17 protein-coding genes and 1 pseudogene are annotated in these 14,542 nt (G+C 68.8%); 5 read left to right on the plus strand and 13 right to left on the minus strand.

The window, feature by feature from the left end:
• Nucleotides 1-303 precede the first annotated feature (303 nt).
• Genes WYO_RS12040 through WYO_RS12060 form a run of 5 tightly spaced genes read right to left on the minus strand, consistent with a single transcriptional unit; the run spans nt 304 to nt 3,317 of the window.
• Nucleotides 304-690, minus strand: a complete 387-nt coding sequence (locus WYO_RS12040) for a rhodanese-like domain-containing protein (protein ID WP_007562652.1) — start codon at nt 688-690, stop codon at nt 304-306.
• 11 nt (nt 691-701) lie between these two features.
• On the minus strand, nt 702-1,613 hold the full coding sequence (locus tag WYO_RS12045) for an MBL fold metallo-hydrolase (protein ID WP_007562653.1): 912 nt from the start codon (nt 1,611-1,613) through the stop codon (nt 702-704).
• A gap of 19 nt (nt 1,614-1,632) precedes the next feature.
• Nucleotides 1,633-2,439: a sulfite exporter TauE/SafE family protein gene (locus tag WYO_RS12050; protein WP_007562654.1), complete on the minus strand. Its 807-nt coding sequence runs from the start codon at nt 2,437-2,439 to the stop codon at nt 1,633-1,635.
• The gene (locus WYO_RS12055; RefSeq protein ID WP_007562655.1) at nt 2,439-2,888 is read right to left on the minus strand and encodes a DUF6691 family protein; all 450 of its coding nucleotides are present in this window, start codon (nt 2,886-2,888) and stop codon (nt 2,439-2,441) included. Before WYO_RS12055 ends, WYO_RS12050 begins: the two co-directional genes overlap by 1 nt.
• 3 nt (nt 2,889-2,891) lie before the next feature.
• Entirely contained in the window at nt 2,892-3,317 is a 426-nt protein-coding gene (locus WYO_RS12060; protein WP_007562656.1) for a YeeE/YedE family protein, read from the minus strand.
• A 168-nt stretch (nt 3,318-3,485) separates the two neighbouring features.
• Here WYO_RS12060 and WYO_RS12065 point away from each other — a divergent pair, with 168 nt between their 5' ends.
• Nucleotides 3,486-3,944: a DUF2892 domain-containing protein gene (locus tag WYO_RS12065; RefSeq protein WP_007562657.1), complete on the plus strand. Its 459-nt coding sequence runs from the start codon at nt 3,486-3,488 to the stop codon at nt 3,942-3,944.
• Nucleotides 3,945-3,981: 37 nt separating this feature from the next.
• On the opposite strand, the pseudogene WYO_RS29010 reads toward WYO_RS12065, so the two are convergent.
• The 4 genes and pseudogenes from WYO_RS29010 to dsbD form a co-directional block, all read right to left on the minus strand.
• Nucleotides 3,982-4,424, minus strand: a pseudogene (locus tag WYO_RS29010) (DsrE family protein).
• 7 nt (nt 4,425-4,431) lie between these two features.
• A complete protein-coding gene (locus WYO_RS12075; protein WP_007562659.1) occupies nt 4,432-5,280 on the minus strand; it encodes a L,D-transpeptidase in 849 nt (282 codons plus the stop codon).
• Complete coding sequence (locus WYO_RS12080; RefSeq protein ID WP_007562661.1) at nt 5,280-5,912, minus strand: DsbA family protein; 633 nt, start codon at nt 5,910-5,912, stop codon at nt 5,280-5,282. The genes WYO_RS12075 and WYO_RS12080 overlap by 1 nt, the downstream gene beginning before the upstream one ends.
• 34 nt (nt 5,913-5,946) lie before the next feature.
• Complete coding sequence (gene dsbD, locus WYO_RS12085; RefSeq protein WP_007562663.1) at nt 5,947-7,731, minus strand: protein-disulfide reductase DsbD; 1,785 nt, start codon at nt 7,729-7,731, stop codon at nt 5,947-5,949.
• A gap of 106 nt (nt 7,732-7,837) precedes the next feature.
• Between dsbD and WYO_RS12090 the strand changes: the two genes are divergently transcribed.
• Both WYO_RS12090 and WYO_RS12095 read left to right on the plus strand, forming a co-directional pair.
• Nucleotides 7,838-8,500, plus strand: a complete 663-nt coding sequence (locus tag WYO_RS12090) for a response regulator (protein WP_007562664.1) — start codon at nt 7,838-7,840, stop codon at nt 8,498-8,500.
• Nucleotides 8,497-9,813 (plus strand): sensor histidine kinase N-terminal domain-containing protein, encoded by a 1,317-nt coding sequence (locus WYO_RS12095; protein WP_007562667.1) that lies wholly within the window; start codon nt 8,497-8,499, stop codon nt 9,811-9,813. Before WYO_RS12090 ends, WYO_RS12095 begins: the two co-directional genes overlap by 4 nt.
• A 14-nt stretch (nt 9,814-9,827) precedes the next feature.
• Here WYO_RS12095 and WYO_RS12100 read toward each other — a convergent pair whose 3' ends face one another.
• Nucleotides 9,828-10,151, minus strand: a complete 324-nt coding sequence (locus WYO_RS12100; RefSeq protein WP_007562669.1) for a metalloregulator ArsR/SmtB family transcription factor — start codon at nt 10,149-10,151, stop codon at nt 9,828-9,830.
• 327 nt (nt 10,152-10,478) lie between these two features.
• On the opposite strand from WYO_RS12100, the gene WYO_RS12105 reads away from it, so the two are divergent.
• Entirely contained in the window at nt 10,479-11,729 is a 1,251-nt protein-coding gene (locus WYO_RS12105) for an FAD/NAD(P)-binding oxidoreductase (protein WP_007562671.1), read from the plus strand.
• 267 nt (nt 11,730-11,996) lie between these two features.
• Entirely contained in the window at nt 11,997-12,596 is a 600-nt protein-coding gene (locus tag WYO_RS12110; RefSeq protein WP_165486552.1) for a response regulator, read from the plus strand.
• 14 nt (nt 12,597-12,610) lie between these two features.
• Here the strand turns inward: WYO_RS12110 and WYO_RS12115 are convergent, their stop codons facing one another.
• From WYO_RS12115 to WYO_RS12125, 3 genes are read right to left on the minus strand one after another with little or no spacing between them, the layout of a single operon-like run.
• On the minus strand, nt 12,611-13,162 hold the full coding sequence (locus WYO_RS12115) for a thermonuclease family protein (RefSeq protein ID WP_007562675.1): 552 nt from the start codon (nt 13,160-13,162) through the stop codon (nt 12,611-12,613).
• 1 nt (nt 13,163) lies between these two features.
• Nucleotides 13,164-13,970 carry a TlpA family protein disulfide reductase gene (locus tag WYO_RS12120; protein ID WP_007562678.1) on the minus strand — a complete coding sequence of 269 codons (807 nt, stop codon included), beginning with the start codon at nt 13,968-13,970 and terminating at the stop codon, nt 13,164-13,166.
• Between the two features lie 19 nt (nt 13,971-13,989).
• Nucleotides 13,990-14,508, minus strand: a complete 519-nt coding sequence (locus WYO_RS12125; protein ID WP_007562681.1) for a DsrE family protein — start codon at nt 14,506-14,508, stop codon at nt 13,990-13,992.
• Nucleotides 14,509-14,542 lie beyond the last annotated feature (34 nt).

Genomic DNA, 14,542 nt, shown 5'->3' on the forward strand with positions numbered 1-14,542 from the left:
ATCTCAGCGCAGCGGCAATTAGAAATGATTAGGTTTGGCCGAAAGCGGCTCGTCCGCTTCCGGCGTTCAAACGGCAGAAGCGGGCCTTCATTGCGGCTCAGTCGACCTCCATGTGACTCGAAGCGGAACATGAGCGGCGGCAATCGTGGGGCCCGCTTCCCAACTCGAAACAGACACTTGTCCAGTTTACTTCGGCCCGTGCCTGCGCCTCAGGCGGCACGCCGACACTTGTCCCCAGGTGAGGACTTAAACGCCGAGGATAACCGTTGTAGGGGCCAAGCGCCGGATACAGTTCGCCTGCGGTCACATCCGCTCTACTGGCCCGCCCGCTTTCTCTAGCGCGGAGAAGCCGCCGGCTACGTGAGCGACCGGGCCGATCCCCATGTCCATGAGCGTCTTGGCAGCCAGCGCCGAGCGATTACCCGAGCCACAGTAGAGCAGCAGCTTTTTGCCACCTCCGAGTTCGGCCCTGTGGGTCGGGCTCGACGGATCGGCCTGGAACTCCAGGAATCCGCGCGGCACGTGAACCGCTGCTGCGATCTTGCCGGTTTTGCTCAGCTCCTCGCCCTCGCGCACGTCGACGAACACCGTGTCCGGCTGCCCGAGGCGCGCCAACGCCTCCTCGGCCGACAGGGTCTCCACCGCGCGGCTCGCCTCAGCCACCAAGTCCTTCGCGCTCTTCGTCGTCATGATCGTCTCCATCACTCGCCCCAAACCGCGCCGTCGAGCGCGTTCAGCGGGATCTTCAGGTACCGCTTTCCGTTCGCCTCGGGTTCGGGCAGGCGGCCGCCCCTGATGTTGACCTGCAGCGAAGGCAGGATGAGCTTCGGCATCGGCAGCTCACGGTCGCGCGCCTCGCGCATCCGCACGAACGCCTCCTCGGTCTCGGTCTCCGTCAGGTGCTTGTTCTCGGCCCGCTGCCGCGCGACGGTGCTCTCCCACGCCGCCGCCCGCCCGCCCGGGCGATAGTCGTGTCCGGTGAACAGCCGCGTCTCGTCCGGCAGGGCCAGGATGCGCTGGATGCTACGCCAGAGCACGTGCGCGTCGCCGCCCGGGAAGTCGGCCCGCGCCGAGCCGCTGTCGGGCATGAACAAGGTGTCGTGGATGAAGGCGGCGTCCCCCACCCGGTAGGCGATGGAGGCCAGGGTGTGGCCCGGCGTGAACATCACCTCGACGTCGAGGTTGCCGATCCCGAAGCGCTCGCCGTCGGCGAAGAGGCGCGACCACTGTGAGCCGTCCGTTCGGAACGTGTCGGGCAGGTTGTAGAGCCCCTTCCAGAGCCGCTGCACCGCGACGACCTTCTCGCCGATGGCGGTCGGGACGCCGGTCCTGTCGTGCAGGTAGCCGGCCGCCGAGAAGTGGTCGGCGTGCGGGTGCGTGTCGAGGATCCACTCCAGCGCGTAGCCCTCACGTTCGATATGGGCGAGCAGGGCGTCGGCGGACCGGGTGGCGGTCGCGCCGGACTTCGGGTCGAAGTCGAGCACCGGGTCGATGATGGCGCAGCGCTTCGTGTCGGGATCCGCGACGACGTACTGGATGCTGCCGGTCGGCTCGTCGTGGAAGCCCGTCACGATGGGCCGTCCGCGCAAGGGCGCGGTGGTCTGGTCCGACATGAATCTCCTCCGTCCGGGTTCAGGTCGCCGCGCCGAGGAGCGGTAGCGCTCCGCGGGCGACGACATAGAGGCCGACCAGGATGACGAGGCCGGCGAAGGTGATGGTCAGGGCGCGCTTGTGCGCGGCGAGGCGCTTGCCGAGGCGGGCGCCCGCGACGCCGCCGAGCATGCCTCCGAGGATGAACAGGCCGGCGAGCGGCCAATCGATCAGGCCGGAGGCGGCGTAGCTCGCCGCGGTGGCGGCGCCGAAGGCGCTGACCGCAACCAGCGAGGTGCCGATGGCCATCGGCAGGGGCATGGCCGTCGCCAGCATCAGGCCCGGCACGATCAGGAACCCTCCGCCGATGCCGAAGAAGCCGGAGAACAGGCCCACGGCGAAGCCGATGCCGAGCAGCCAGGGCAGGAGCACCGGGGCGCTCTGCTTGGTCAGGCGCACGTCCGGATCGCCCGCGCCGCGCCGCTTGCGCAGCATCATACCCCCGACGACGAGCATCACGACCCCGAACAGGGCCAGCAAGCTCTGCCCAGCGACCGCCTTGGCCGCCGCCGAGCCGGCGAGCGCACCAAGGACACCGGCGAGCGAGAACACCGCCGCGCACCGCCACTTCACCATCCCGGCGCGCCAATGCGGGACGAGGTTGCCCGCCGCACTGGCCGAAACCGCCAGGGCGCTCGTGCCGATGGCCACGTGAGGCGAGCTCACCCCGACCACGTAGGTCAGGAGCGGAACTGCCAGGATCGAGCCCCCTCCGCCAACGAGGCCGAGGATCACGCCGACGACCCCGCCCGAGCCGGTCGCGAGGCCGGATGTCAGCAAGTTGGGCATCACGCGTCCACTCCCTGCACCGCCGAGGGCTTCGAGGCCGCCGAGGGCACAAGGCGGAACAGCAGCATGCCGACGACCATGGCGGCCACGAAAGTGGCGGCCTGGGCTGGAACGACCGTGAGGATGGTCAGCGCCGGCCCGGGGCAGAGGCCGGCAAGACCCCAGCCCACACCGAAGATCGCGGCACCGGTGATCAGGCGCGGATCGAGATCGCGCCGGGTCGGGATCTCCAACCGTGGCGCAAGCAGCGGCCGGCGCCTGCGCCTCGCGATCAAGTAGCCAGCGGCCGAGACCGCGACGGCGCCCGCCATGACGAGGGCGAGGCTCGGGTCCCAACGTCCGGTCACGTCGAGGAAAGCGAGGACCTTGGCCGGGTTAGCCATGCCGGAGACGAGCAGGCCGAGCCCGAATAGCAGGCCGACGGCAAAGGCGGAGGCGATCTTGGCCATGGCTCAGGCTCCGAGCAGGCGACGCGTGACGAGGACGGTCAGGATGGCGACGGCCATGAAGGTGCCCGTCGCGACGAGGGAGCGGGGTGAGCCGCGACCGATGCCGCAGACGCCATGGCCGCTGGTGCAGCCGGCCCCAAGGCGCGCGCCGAACCCGACGAGCAGGCCCGCGAACACTAGGAGCGGGAACGAAGTGGCAACCGTCACCGGCGGCAGGCTGCCTCCCAGGCCGGCATAGACCAGCGGCGCCAGGACCAAGCCGGCCAGAAAGGCGATCCGCCAGCCGGTCTCTCGTGACGGCCGGGCGAGCAGCCCACCGAGGATGCCGCTGATGCCGGCCACGCGTCCGTTGAGGAGCAGGAACACGGCTGCGGAGGCGCCGATCATGAGGCCGCCGAGGGTAGCGCTGAGTGGCGTGAAGCCGTCCATGGTGATCTCTCCCGAGCTGCGGCAGCGGCAAACCCGTGGGCGCCGCATGATCCTCAGGCCACTTCCGCGGTTGTCGTTGGACGGGTGGCCCCCCCGCACTCAACCGCAGCAGAATTAGATGATGCTTAATTAGATATTTCTAATCTAACGTCAAGAGGGAGATGGCCAATGATCCCCGGAACGGCGAAGCGGGTCCCGCTTCACACAGGCGCGCACGACAACCAGCGCATCGCCGCCGACCTCAATGCCAGTGTCCGCTGGCATGCCGAGCACCCGCAGGCCATCGGTCGCCGGATACGCGAGCTCGACGCGGAGTGGGACATCGAGCGGACACTGGAGGCCAATGCCGCGACGCTGGCGCTCACCGGAACCGTGCTGGGCATGACCGCCGACCGGCGCTGGCTCGCCCTGCCGCTGGCGGTGACAGCGTTCCTGCTCCAGCACGCCGTTCAGGGCTGGTGCCCGCCCTTGCCGGTGCTTCGGCGGCTCGGCTTCCGCACGGCCCGCGAGATTGAGGTCGAGCGCAACGCTCTGAAGGCGCTCCGGGGCGATTTCGGCCCCATCGGACCGGGCCCGGGCGACCACGACACCCGGGCGGGTCACGCGCTCATGGCGGCCAGGCTCTGATGGTAGGACGCCGGAACGGCCTCGCCTTCTCGCCGAGCTAAAGGTGGATGTAGTCGAACCCCATGCCCTGCAGGCGCGCCAACTCGGCGACGCCGCTCGGCACGATATCGTCCTCGCTCACGCCGTAGAGAGCGCCGCGGTCGATTTTCCGTTCCCTCAACGTGTTGGCGCAGACCAGGAACCTGACGCCCGCGGCCCGGAGGGCATCGATGCGTCCGGCAAGATCCTTGTTGTCCACGGCAGACTGGAGGAGCGCGACCCCGTCGCGGAGGCTCACCACGCGTATGTCGACGTGCTCCTTGCCTACGGCCTCCACATGGTTGCGCAGATTGCCGAGCAGGTGTTCGAAGTAAGCGGTACCGTCCGGACCGCCCCCACTGTTGTGATAGACCACCTTCTGGTCCGCGTAGTACCCGGCCGGCGCTGCCGAGCCGGCCGGGGCGGCGCCCGCTCCGAGGTCGCGAGCAGGACCGCGCGCATTCGGCTCCTAACGACGGTCGTCGTCGGGCTCTCCGTCGTCAGTCTGCAGCTCCGGAGCCTTCGGGTGGCCGGCGGACAGGCTGTCGAGCCGCGCGTGATCGAACCCGTCCTCAGGCTCCGGTCCGGCGGACGTGCCGCTCCCGACGCTGCCCGTCGTCTCCGGCCCGACCCGGCGCGCGGCGTCGAGGGTGCCCCGCGACCCGAGCACCACGACCTTCGTGCCGATGGGCACGCGCCGATGCAGGTCGATGACGTCCTGGTTCAGCATGCGGATGCACCCGGAGGAGACCGCCTCGCCGATGCTCCATGGCTCCGTGGTGCCGTGGATGCGGTAGAGCGTGTCCTTGCCGTCCTTGAACAGGTAGAGCGCCCGGGCTCCGAGGGGATTCCTCTCCCCGCCCGGCATGCCGCCGGCCCAGCGCCGATTCCGTTCCGGGTCCCGGCGGATCATGTCGGGCGTCGGCGTCCAGCGCGGCCAGGTGGCCTTGCGGGCGATCGTTGCCTCGCCGGTGAATTCGAAACCCGCCTTGCCGACGCCGACCCCGTAGCGCATCGCCTTGCCGCCCTCCAGGACGAGGTAGAGGAACCGCCTGTAGGGATCGACCACGAGTGTGCCGGGCGGCTCCTTCGTGGGGAAGTCGACCACCTGACGGACGTTGCGGGCCTTGAGGTCGCGCGGATCGACCGCCTCGACCGGGAACGGCTCGTCCGTGATCGTCGCGTACCGGCGCACGGCATCCGGCGCGATGTGTGGCCTGGCTCCGGCGACACGGGCTGGCGCCCCCATCGAGGCCGTGCAGGCGCCGAGTGCCGCGGCGAGCGCGATCAATGCCGGGAGACGCAAGGCCCGCCGCATCACGAGCGGCCCCTGGCGCGCGCCTGGGTCACAGCCTGCTTGAATCCGTCAAAGTCGAGGGCCGCGGCCACCTTCAGCGGGCCGATCAGGAAGACGGGCGTGCCCTGCAGGCCGAGAGCATCGGCTTGGTCTAGGTTGCGCTGGAGCAGAGCGGCGATCTCAGCCTGATGGGTTTTCCGGTCCTCTTCCAAGCGGGCCATGTCGACGCCCGCGGCGGACACGGCTTCCAGCATCCGCTCCTTCGGGATCTTATGGCCCGGAATGGCCATGAGCGCCCGATGCACCGCGTCGTAGCGGCCCTGGTACTTCGCCGCGAGGGCGAGCTGGGCACCGTAGACGGAGGCGTCGCCGAGGATCGGCCAGTCCTTGTGGACGAGGCGGATCCGTCCGTCCGCTTTCACCAGCCGGAGTAGGTCGGGCTCGGACTTCTTGCAGAAGGGGCAATTGTAATCGAGGAAGGCGACGATGGTCAGGTCGCCCTTCGCGTTGCCGGAGACAGGCGCCTCGGGGTCGTTGAGGATGGCATTCGCGTCGATGCCTTCGGCGAAGGCTTGGCTCATGCCCGGCGGTGCCAGCAGGGTCGGCGCGAGCGCGGCGGCGGGCAGAAGGGCGAGCAGGGTCCTGCGGTCCATGACGGTCTCCGTGGGGTTGTCAAAGGCGGCTGGCTCAGGCGCCGACCAGGGCGAGGCGGCGGGTCAGGGCCTCGACCGTGAGCTCGCCCTCGGTGCGACCCTCCCGCACCTCGCCCCCGTCGGGGCGCATCAGGATGAGGGTCGGCGGTCCGACGACTTCGAAGCGCCGCATCAGGGCACGCGTGTCGGCGTCGTCGCGGGTGACGTCGGCCCGGATAACCGAGACGGCCTTGAGCCTCTCGCGGACCCCGGAATCGGCCAGGACCGTCCGCTCATTCGTCCTGCAGACGGTGCACCAGTCGGCGGCAAACTCGATGAGCACCGGCTTCCCCTCGGCACGTGCGGCCTGGAGGGCGGTCTCGAATGCGGAGACGGAGGAAACCGTGCGGGCCTCGGTGGCCCGACCCACCTGCGGAAAGCCGAAGCCGGCGAGCGGTCCGAGGGGGGCGGATCCGCCCGCCGCGGCGCCAACGACGAGGGCGCAGCCGTAGGCGACGGTCACGATCCCCGCCGTCCTGCCCACGCGCGCCGGGATGCCGCTCGTGGCAACCGCCGCGACCGACAGCCCGAAGCCGATGGCGAGCGCGCCCCAGAGCAGGAGCGACAGCCCGTCCGGCAGCAGGCGGGTGATCAGCGAGACCGCGAGCGCCAGGAAGACGAAGCCGAACGCTTGCTTGGCCCGCACCAGCCATGGGCCGGACCGCGGCAGGACACCGGCGCCGAACGTGCCGACCAGCACGAGCGGTGCGCCCATCCCAAGGCCGAGCGCGAACAGGGCCAGCGCGCCGCGCAGGACGTCGCCGGTCTGGGCGACGTACAGGAGCGCGGCGGCGAGAGGCGGCGTCACGCAAGGCCCGACGATCAGGGCCGAGCTGAAGCCGAGCAGCGCGGCGCCGAGGATCGATCCCCCTTTCGCCGCGGGCGCGCCACTCCGGCGATCTCGCCACCAGCGCGGTGCCTGGAGGTCGAATAGACCGAACATCGACAGGGCGAGTGCGGCGAAAGCGGCGGCCATGAGGCCGAGGGCCGGGGGTGTCTGGAGGGCGACCTGCAGGTTGCGACCCAGCCATGCCGCCGCGACGCCGAGGCTAGCATAGGCTACCGCCATGGCGAGGACGTAGCTCCCGGACAACACGAGCCCCCGCCCTGGCGTGAGCGCTTGGCAGGAGCGGACCAGCATGCCCGACAGGATCGGCACCATCGGCAGCACGCAGGGGGTGAACGCCAGGAGGAGGCCGAGCCCGAACATCCCCATTAGGACGCCGGTCAGGTTGCCGACGAGGAAGATGGCAGGTCCGGCGGGAAAGACGCCCGGGCGCGAGGCCGTCGTGGCCGTCCCGCCGGGAGGCTCGGCGGCACGGACGGCTTCGCCGCCTGAGGGTGCATCGGCGTTTGCAAGGGCGGCGAGGTCCAGTCGCTTTGTGACCGGCGGGTAGCAGATGCCCCCCTCGGCGCAGCCCTGGAAGGTGACCCGCACCTCCCGCAGGCTGGCGAGCGCTGTGCCCGGAACGATGGCCTCGGCCGAGCCGTGGTAGACTTCCGTGGGCCCGAAATTCGGATCGTCCTTGGTCTCGCCCGGCGCGGTGCTGACGGGAAGCTCAAGGCCGGCCCTGGCTTCTGCCCCGATCTTGTCCCGGTAGAGGTAAGTGCCGGGAGGAATGGTCCAATGCAGGCGGAGCGAGAGGTCGGCTTCGCGGGTGGCGGTGAGAGTGAAAGGCGTCCGCCGGGCGGACTGTTCCTGACACTGCCCCGGCGACCAGAGGGCCGCGCCTGTCCAGACGAGGATGGCGAGACCAATGTGGGCGAAAAGGTTCGGCATGAGCGGGCGGGGTCCGGGATCGGATCGGTCCGCCGCGGGTCGGAAGCGCAGCTTAAGCCAGGCTTAAGCCAAGCTCGGAGGGTGCCGGACAGCCAGGGAGACATGCATGCGCATTCTCGTCGTCGAGGACGACCACATCATCTCGGACGGCCTCCGGGCCGGCCTCGCCATGAGCGGCGCGACGGTCGACTGCGTCGCCACGTGCGCCGACGCCGATGCCGCCCTCGCGGCGAGCCGGTTCGGTGCCGTTGTCCTGGACCTGATGCTGCCGGACGGTTCCGGCCTGGACGTGCTGCGCAGCCTGCGCGGCCGCGGTGACCGAACACCCGTCCTCCTGCTGACGGCCCGGGACGCCGTGGCGGACCGGATCGCGGGGCTCGATGGTGGAGCTGACGACTACCTCAGCAAGCCCTTCGATCTCGACGAGCTCTCCGCCCGGATCCGCGCCGTCGTGCGGCGGGCCTCGGGACGAGCGGCGGCGAGCCTGGAGCACGGCGGCATTAGGCTCGACCCCGGCACCCTGACCGTCACGGTCGACGGGGCGACGGTCACCGTCTCCCGGCGCGAGTTCATGGTGCTGGCGGCCCTCATGGAACGGCCGAGCGTGCTGCGCTCGAAGTCCGAACTGGAGGACCGGCTCTACGGCTGGCAGGAGGAGATCGAGAGCAACGCGGTCGAGGTCCACATCCACAACCTGCGCGCCAAGATCGGCAAACACGCCATCGAGACGGTTCGCGGCCTCGGCTATCGCATGAGGGCCGTCGCATGAAGTCGCTGCGCGTCAGGCTCTTCGCCATCCTCCTGCTCGCGACCGGCCTGATCTGGCTGAGCGCCATGGCGTGGATCTACCTGGGCTCCCGGCGCGAGGTGGAACGGGTCCTCGACAACCGCCTCCAGGAAGCCGCGCGCATGGTCAGCTCGCTCGTCGGTGCGGTGGGCGGCCCGGATTCGGACGGGACACCGCGCACGTTCCAGGCCCCGATGTCCTACGAACGGCAGCTCTCCTGCCAGATCTGGTCCATCGACGGTCGGATGGTGGCACGGTCTAGCGGCGCCCCCGAGCGGCGCCTGAGCGATGCGCCGGCGGGCTTCTCAGAGCGCGAGGTGGATGGCGAGACCTGGCGGGTCTTCACCGTCGAGGAGCCCGAGAAGGGGGTCCGCGTCATGGTGGGCGACCGCCTCGGCTTGCGTGAGCGCCTCGTCACGGACCTCATCATGGGCCTGCTCGCGCCGGCCCTCCTCATCGTCCCGCTGCTCGGCTTGCTGATCTGGGTGAGCCTGGGGCGTGGCCTCCGCCCCTTGCGGCTGATGGCCCGAAACCTGGCGGCACGGGACGCCGACGACATGAGCCCCATCGACGCCGCACTGGCGCCGACGGAAGTGCGTCCCCTGGCCGCCGCCCTTAACGCTTTGTTCCTTAAGGTCGAAGCGGCCCGTCGTCACGAGCGGGACGTGACAGCCTTCGCCGCGCACGAGCTGCGTACGCCGCTGACCGGCCTGAAGACCCAGGCCCAGGTGGCGCTGGCCGCCACGGACCCGGACGTCACAAGGGCCGCGCTCCGCCAGATCATGGCGGCGGTGGACCGAACCGCGCATCTCGTTCGCCAGCTCCTCGACGCCGCCCGGCTCGACGCCGCCACGGAAGCCCGGCCGTTGACGGATGTCGAGCTGGGCGCGCTGGTCACCGAGACCGTGAGGACCATGCGGACGCCGCCCGGCATCCGGACCGTCATCGATCCCGAGCTGCGGGGCTTCACGATCCGCGGGGACCCGGACAGCCTGCGCCTCGCTGTCAGGAACCTGCACGAGAATGCCGTGCAGCACATGGAGACCGGGACGATCGAGTGGGGACGGCGACCGGAGGGCGGGGGCGTCTTCGTGCGCGATGAGGGTCCAGGCATTCCAGACGAGGAATTGCCGCACGTGACGAAGCGTTTCTTCCGGGGACGCCATAAGAGTGCGACGGGGAGCGGTCTCGGGCTGGCCATCGCGGAACTGGCGTCGCGCCGGAGTGGATTGAGCCTGCAGCTCCGCAACCGGTCTGACCGGCCGGGGCTTGAAGCGGAGATCTTCCGAGGCTGATCGCGCTCGTGCGCTCAGCCGAGGTTCGGACAGAAGATATCCTTTAAGGTCGCGAGCACGCGCGCCGCCCGCGGATCCTCCAATCGGTAGTAGAGCGTCTGGCTCTCTCGCCGGAACGCCACGAGCCCGTCTTCGCGAAGCTTGGCGAGATGCTGCGACAGGGCCGACTGGCTGAGTTCAACGGCCTCGGCGAGACTGGTCACGTCCATCTCGCCGCGCGCGATCAGCAGGCAGAGGATGAGGAGGCGCTTCTCGTTGGCGAGCAGGCGCAACAGCCGCGCCGCATCGGCCGTCTTGTCTTGGAGGTGCAGCAGGTCGGAGGGCGTCACGGCATCCACGCGGGCATGTCCTATAAATTAGCATTGACTTATTTAGAATAATCTAACATATAAGGCCAGCGACGCTCTATTGCCCCTGGTAGCTCGAAAGGAGAACGAACGCCCCTCGACGAGTGCCCTTCACGGCGAGCCAACCGCCTGAACCTCGCGAAGGAAACTCTGGCCGCCCTAAGAGCCTGCTGTCCTCGAACCAGGTGACCGCTCGGGCAAGCCGGGCCGCCTCTCGCTGCGTGAAGAGGAATAGCGTCAGTCACCCGCCCATCTGCGTCGAGCCGATGCGCACCCAAGCGTGAGCGGTGCTTCGTTCATCCAAATGGATCACTTCCTATGACCCTGCCCCTCACCAATGCCACTGTCGTCATCGTTGGCGGTGGTGCTGGCGGCCTTGCGACCGCCGCGAGCCTGCTTCGGCGCCGACCCGATCTCAACGTCACCGTGATCGAGCCGCGTGACACCCACTATTATCAGCCTGGCTGGACCTTGGTCGGCGGCGGCATTTTCGACCAAGCCAAGACTGCCCGGGCGATGGCATCGACCCTTCCTACTGGCGCCAAGTGGCATCAAGCGGCGGTTGCCGGGTTTGAGCCGGCGCTGAACCGGCTCAGCCTGACGGACGGAACGCGCATTGGCTATGACGCCCTCGTGGTCGCGCCAGGCATCGAACTCAACTGGGATGGGATTGAGGGCCTGCGGGACACCTTGGGCCAGAACGGTGTCACGTCGAACTATTCGTTTGATTTGGCTCCCTATACCGACCGGCTAGTGCGAGACCTTCGTGGAGGCCGGGCCTTGTTCACGCAGCCGCCGATGCCGATCAAGTGCGCGGGCGCTCCCCAGAAGGCCATGTATCTGTCCTGCGACCGCTGGCGCCGAGCTGGCCGCCTCGAAGACATCGATGTGGAGTTCCATTCTGCCGGCGCCACCCTGTTCGGGGTCGAGCACTTCGTGCCGTCCCTCATGCGCTACATCGAGCGCTATGGGATCGATCTGAACCTGACATCGACCCTGACGGCGGTAGATGGTCAGGCCAAGCGGGCCCGATTCTCCACGAAGGATGCCGACGGCACTCTCCGTATCGTCGAGCGCGATTTCGAGATGCTGCACGTCTGTCCGCCTCAGCGGGCGCCAGGCATCATTCGAGAGAGCGAACTGGCGGATTCGGCCGGCTGGGTCGAGGTCGATCCCGGCACTCTCCGTCACCGTCGATTTGGCAATATCTTCGGCTTGGGCGACGCCTGCTCGGCTCCGAACGCGAAGACGGCGGCCGCGGTGCGCAAGCAGGGGCCGGTTGTGGCAGAGAACCTGCTCGCCACCCTCGACGGTCGCGCTCCTGCCGCCATCTATGACGGCTATGGGTCCTGTCCTCTCACCGTCGAGCGCGGGCGGGTAGTGCTCGCCGAGTTCGGCTACGGAGGCAAGCTGATGCCGAGCTTCCCCGCGTGGCTGATCGACGGGACGAAGCCGAGCCATTTGGCGTGGTTCCTGAAGGAGCGGATGCTGCCGCCGATCTACTGGAAGGCCATGTTGAAGGGCCGCGAGTGGCTGGCGAAGCCCCGCAAGGCCGAGGAAGCTGCCTGAAGCTGCTCTCCCTCGCAGGCGAGGCAATCCAGAGCGGCGCCCCGGGCTGCATGCTCCACGTCACCGGGGCGCCTCGCGTTTCCCTCGCTTGCGACGGAGAGAGCCCTGATGAAGGACATAGTGGGAATGTGTCGCCGTGCGCGGCCTGAGCGGCGACGCGAGGGACCGGCGCCCGGTGCCTCGCATACCCGTCGATGCTCCCGACCGAGGGCTGACGCGAAGGGGACGTCACGCTTCCTGGCTGAACAGAGAACGAAGAAGGCGCCGATGGATCCAGCCGAAACAACACGTGACGCGGTACTTCCCGGCGCCCTGCTTCTCGTCAATGCCGACAGACAAGGGGCGATGATGCTCGCCGAGGCTCTCCAATCGCGCGGGTATCCCGTCACGACCTATGAGAGGCTTCCCGAGACCCTCGACGACCTATCGGCCCCGGTCCCTTCGGCGGCGGTCCTGGACTACAGCAGTCTCGCGGGAGAAGCCGCCTGCGCAGTTCGCGCCCTTCGCGCACTCAGTCCGGACATTCGGATCATCCTCCTGTCGCATATCGCCTCGTTGTCAGGCGCCGTCGCCTGCATCAAGGCAGGTGCCGACGAGTTCCTGACCCAACCGGTTTCGGCCGACGAGATCGATACCCTGGTACGGACAGGGTATGGCTCGGCGCCGCTGCCTAGCGTGACGAGCCTAGCGGAAGCGGCCCGCCTGCACGCGCACGCAACCTTGCGGGGCGTCGAGAACAACCTGCCCGCGGCCGCGCGCTTGCTGAGGGTCAGGCCCCTTACCCTGCGGCGCCTTCTCGAACTGCCGGAGCCCGGCAGCGCCGATCTCGCCAGGCGCAGGCCCTGTTCGGCAGGCGATCCGCGTTGAGGCGCGCCACCACCTTATCGCTCGCCACCTTCTATCGGCTCCGCGCGACGGTGGGACCGCCGCCAGCTGGCTGGCTCGTCGAAGACGCCGGCCCACAGGCCGACCCGCAGGCCCCACGCGACGCCTTCCGTCGCCGCATAAGCCCCGGTGACGTCGCGGAGCGCGAGCGCATGCCCCTGCGCCACCATCCACGCCGAGAGGTCGGTCTCGCCAACGTGGCAGACCGCCGTCAGTCGGTCCTGCGTAGCACCGCCCTGCGGCGTGCAGGACACCGGTGTCGTTCCGATCCGCTGCCGAAGCGCGCCGGCCGCTGTCTGCCCGCACCGGTATTGGCTGCCATCGGCCCGCGCGCAGACCTGTTCGGCCTCGGGGGCGTCGATGCCATACAGATCGATGCGGCGGCCCTGCAGCTCAAGCGTGTCCCCGTCCAGAACCTTCGCGGCTCCGGTCAGGGTGTCGCCAGCACAGGCGGGGGCGGCGGTCAGGAGGATCGCGCCAACACAACGCAGCCTGGCGTCTCGTCCCCACATCCGGCTCATCGCGAGTGCGCGCTTCGGTACGGCCACGCTATCGGGGCCTTTTCAGCAGCCGCGCGATTCCCGCCGCGAGCGCGTCATCGGAGATCGCCCCCGTATGCATATCCGCGAGGGTCCCGTCGGCACGCAGGAACAGGGTCAGCGGGATGCCGCGGGTGCCGTAATGGCGAGGAACCTCCATGCCCCTGTCCAGAAGCACATGCGCGAGCGAGAGCTTGCTCGCGGCGAGGTACGCGCGAACCCGGTCGGCGCTTTCGCCCTGGTTGACGAAGACGAAGGCGACCGCCGACTCGGCGGCGGCGGCCTGAGCGAGCGACGGCATCTCGCTCCGGCACGGGGGGCACCACGTCGCCCAGATGTTGACGACCGCAGGACGGCCGCGCAGGTCGCTGATGGCGAGCGGCTCCCCTTCGAGCTGCTCGAACAGCGTGTCGGGCGCGGCTTGGCCGAGCGTCGCCGCGGTGAGAAGGCTGATCACCCGCCAGACGAGTAGTCCGCCACCGGCGGCCGCTGTGCCGGCCGCCACAGAACGCCAAGAGCGCAGGTAGATGGCGCTGACCGGCGCGAGCCCGAGAAGCCCGGCGCCGGGCTGAAAGCCGCCTTGCCACACCGCCAGCGCACGCCAGGGCGCAGGCGCGAAGGACGGCCAGTTCTCCCAAACATAGCCGAGCCGCGCGCTTGCCAGGGCCGCGACCACGGTCCACGCCGCCCAGGCATACAATCCCCGGCCGAACCGCGGAGCGAGGACCGACGCGGCCGCCAGGTACGCGCCGATGCCGGCCACGACCGCGAGACGTTCAGGGTCAAGGACCAACGGGCCGAGTGAGATCGCGTTCACGTCGCCTGGAGCTCACTGATCAAGGATGGATTTCGGCGAAGCCGTCTTGCTGCAGCTGCACCAGCCGAAGGTTGGCGCCCGAATTGACCAGCACGCCGGGAATAAGGTCGGCATTCACCCACCCGTTGTTCCGGGCCGTCTGGCCGCATTCCTCGAATCGAACACCCTGCTTCTGCAGATCCAGGATCTCGTCCTTGTACGGGTTGCCCCGGTTGGTCTTCCGAGCCCTGTTGTAGGCCGCATCATCCAGCAAGAGGTACCCGATTGCTCCGTGGAAGACGGCTATGATCTCCAGCTTCGCCCCGGACGCTCGATAGTTTTTCAGCATCAGTTGCATGTATGTTAGTCCAATCGACTGATCGCCGTTGAACGCCAGATGGTCCATGTTGAAGGCCACGCGGCTGTCCCTGACCTTCACGGGAACGTCGATATGAAGCCCGCTGGCATTGAGATCCTGTGCGAGGGCTGGGGTAGAAAGCGGGATCGTGATGGCAAGATGAATGCAGGCCATTGCGCAGGCGGCTAAGTTGCGTTTCATGATCAGGTCCTTCGGCGAATGTGCGGATGTCGCA

It is taken from the genome of Methylobacterium sp. GXF4, from assembly GCF_000272495.1.
In the GTDB taxonomy this organism is placed as follows: domain Bacteria; phylum Pseudomonadota; class Alphaproteobacteria; order Rhizobiales; family Beijerinckiaceae; genus Methylobacterium; species Methylobacterium brachiatum.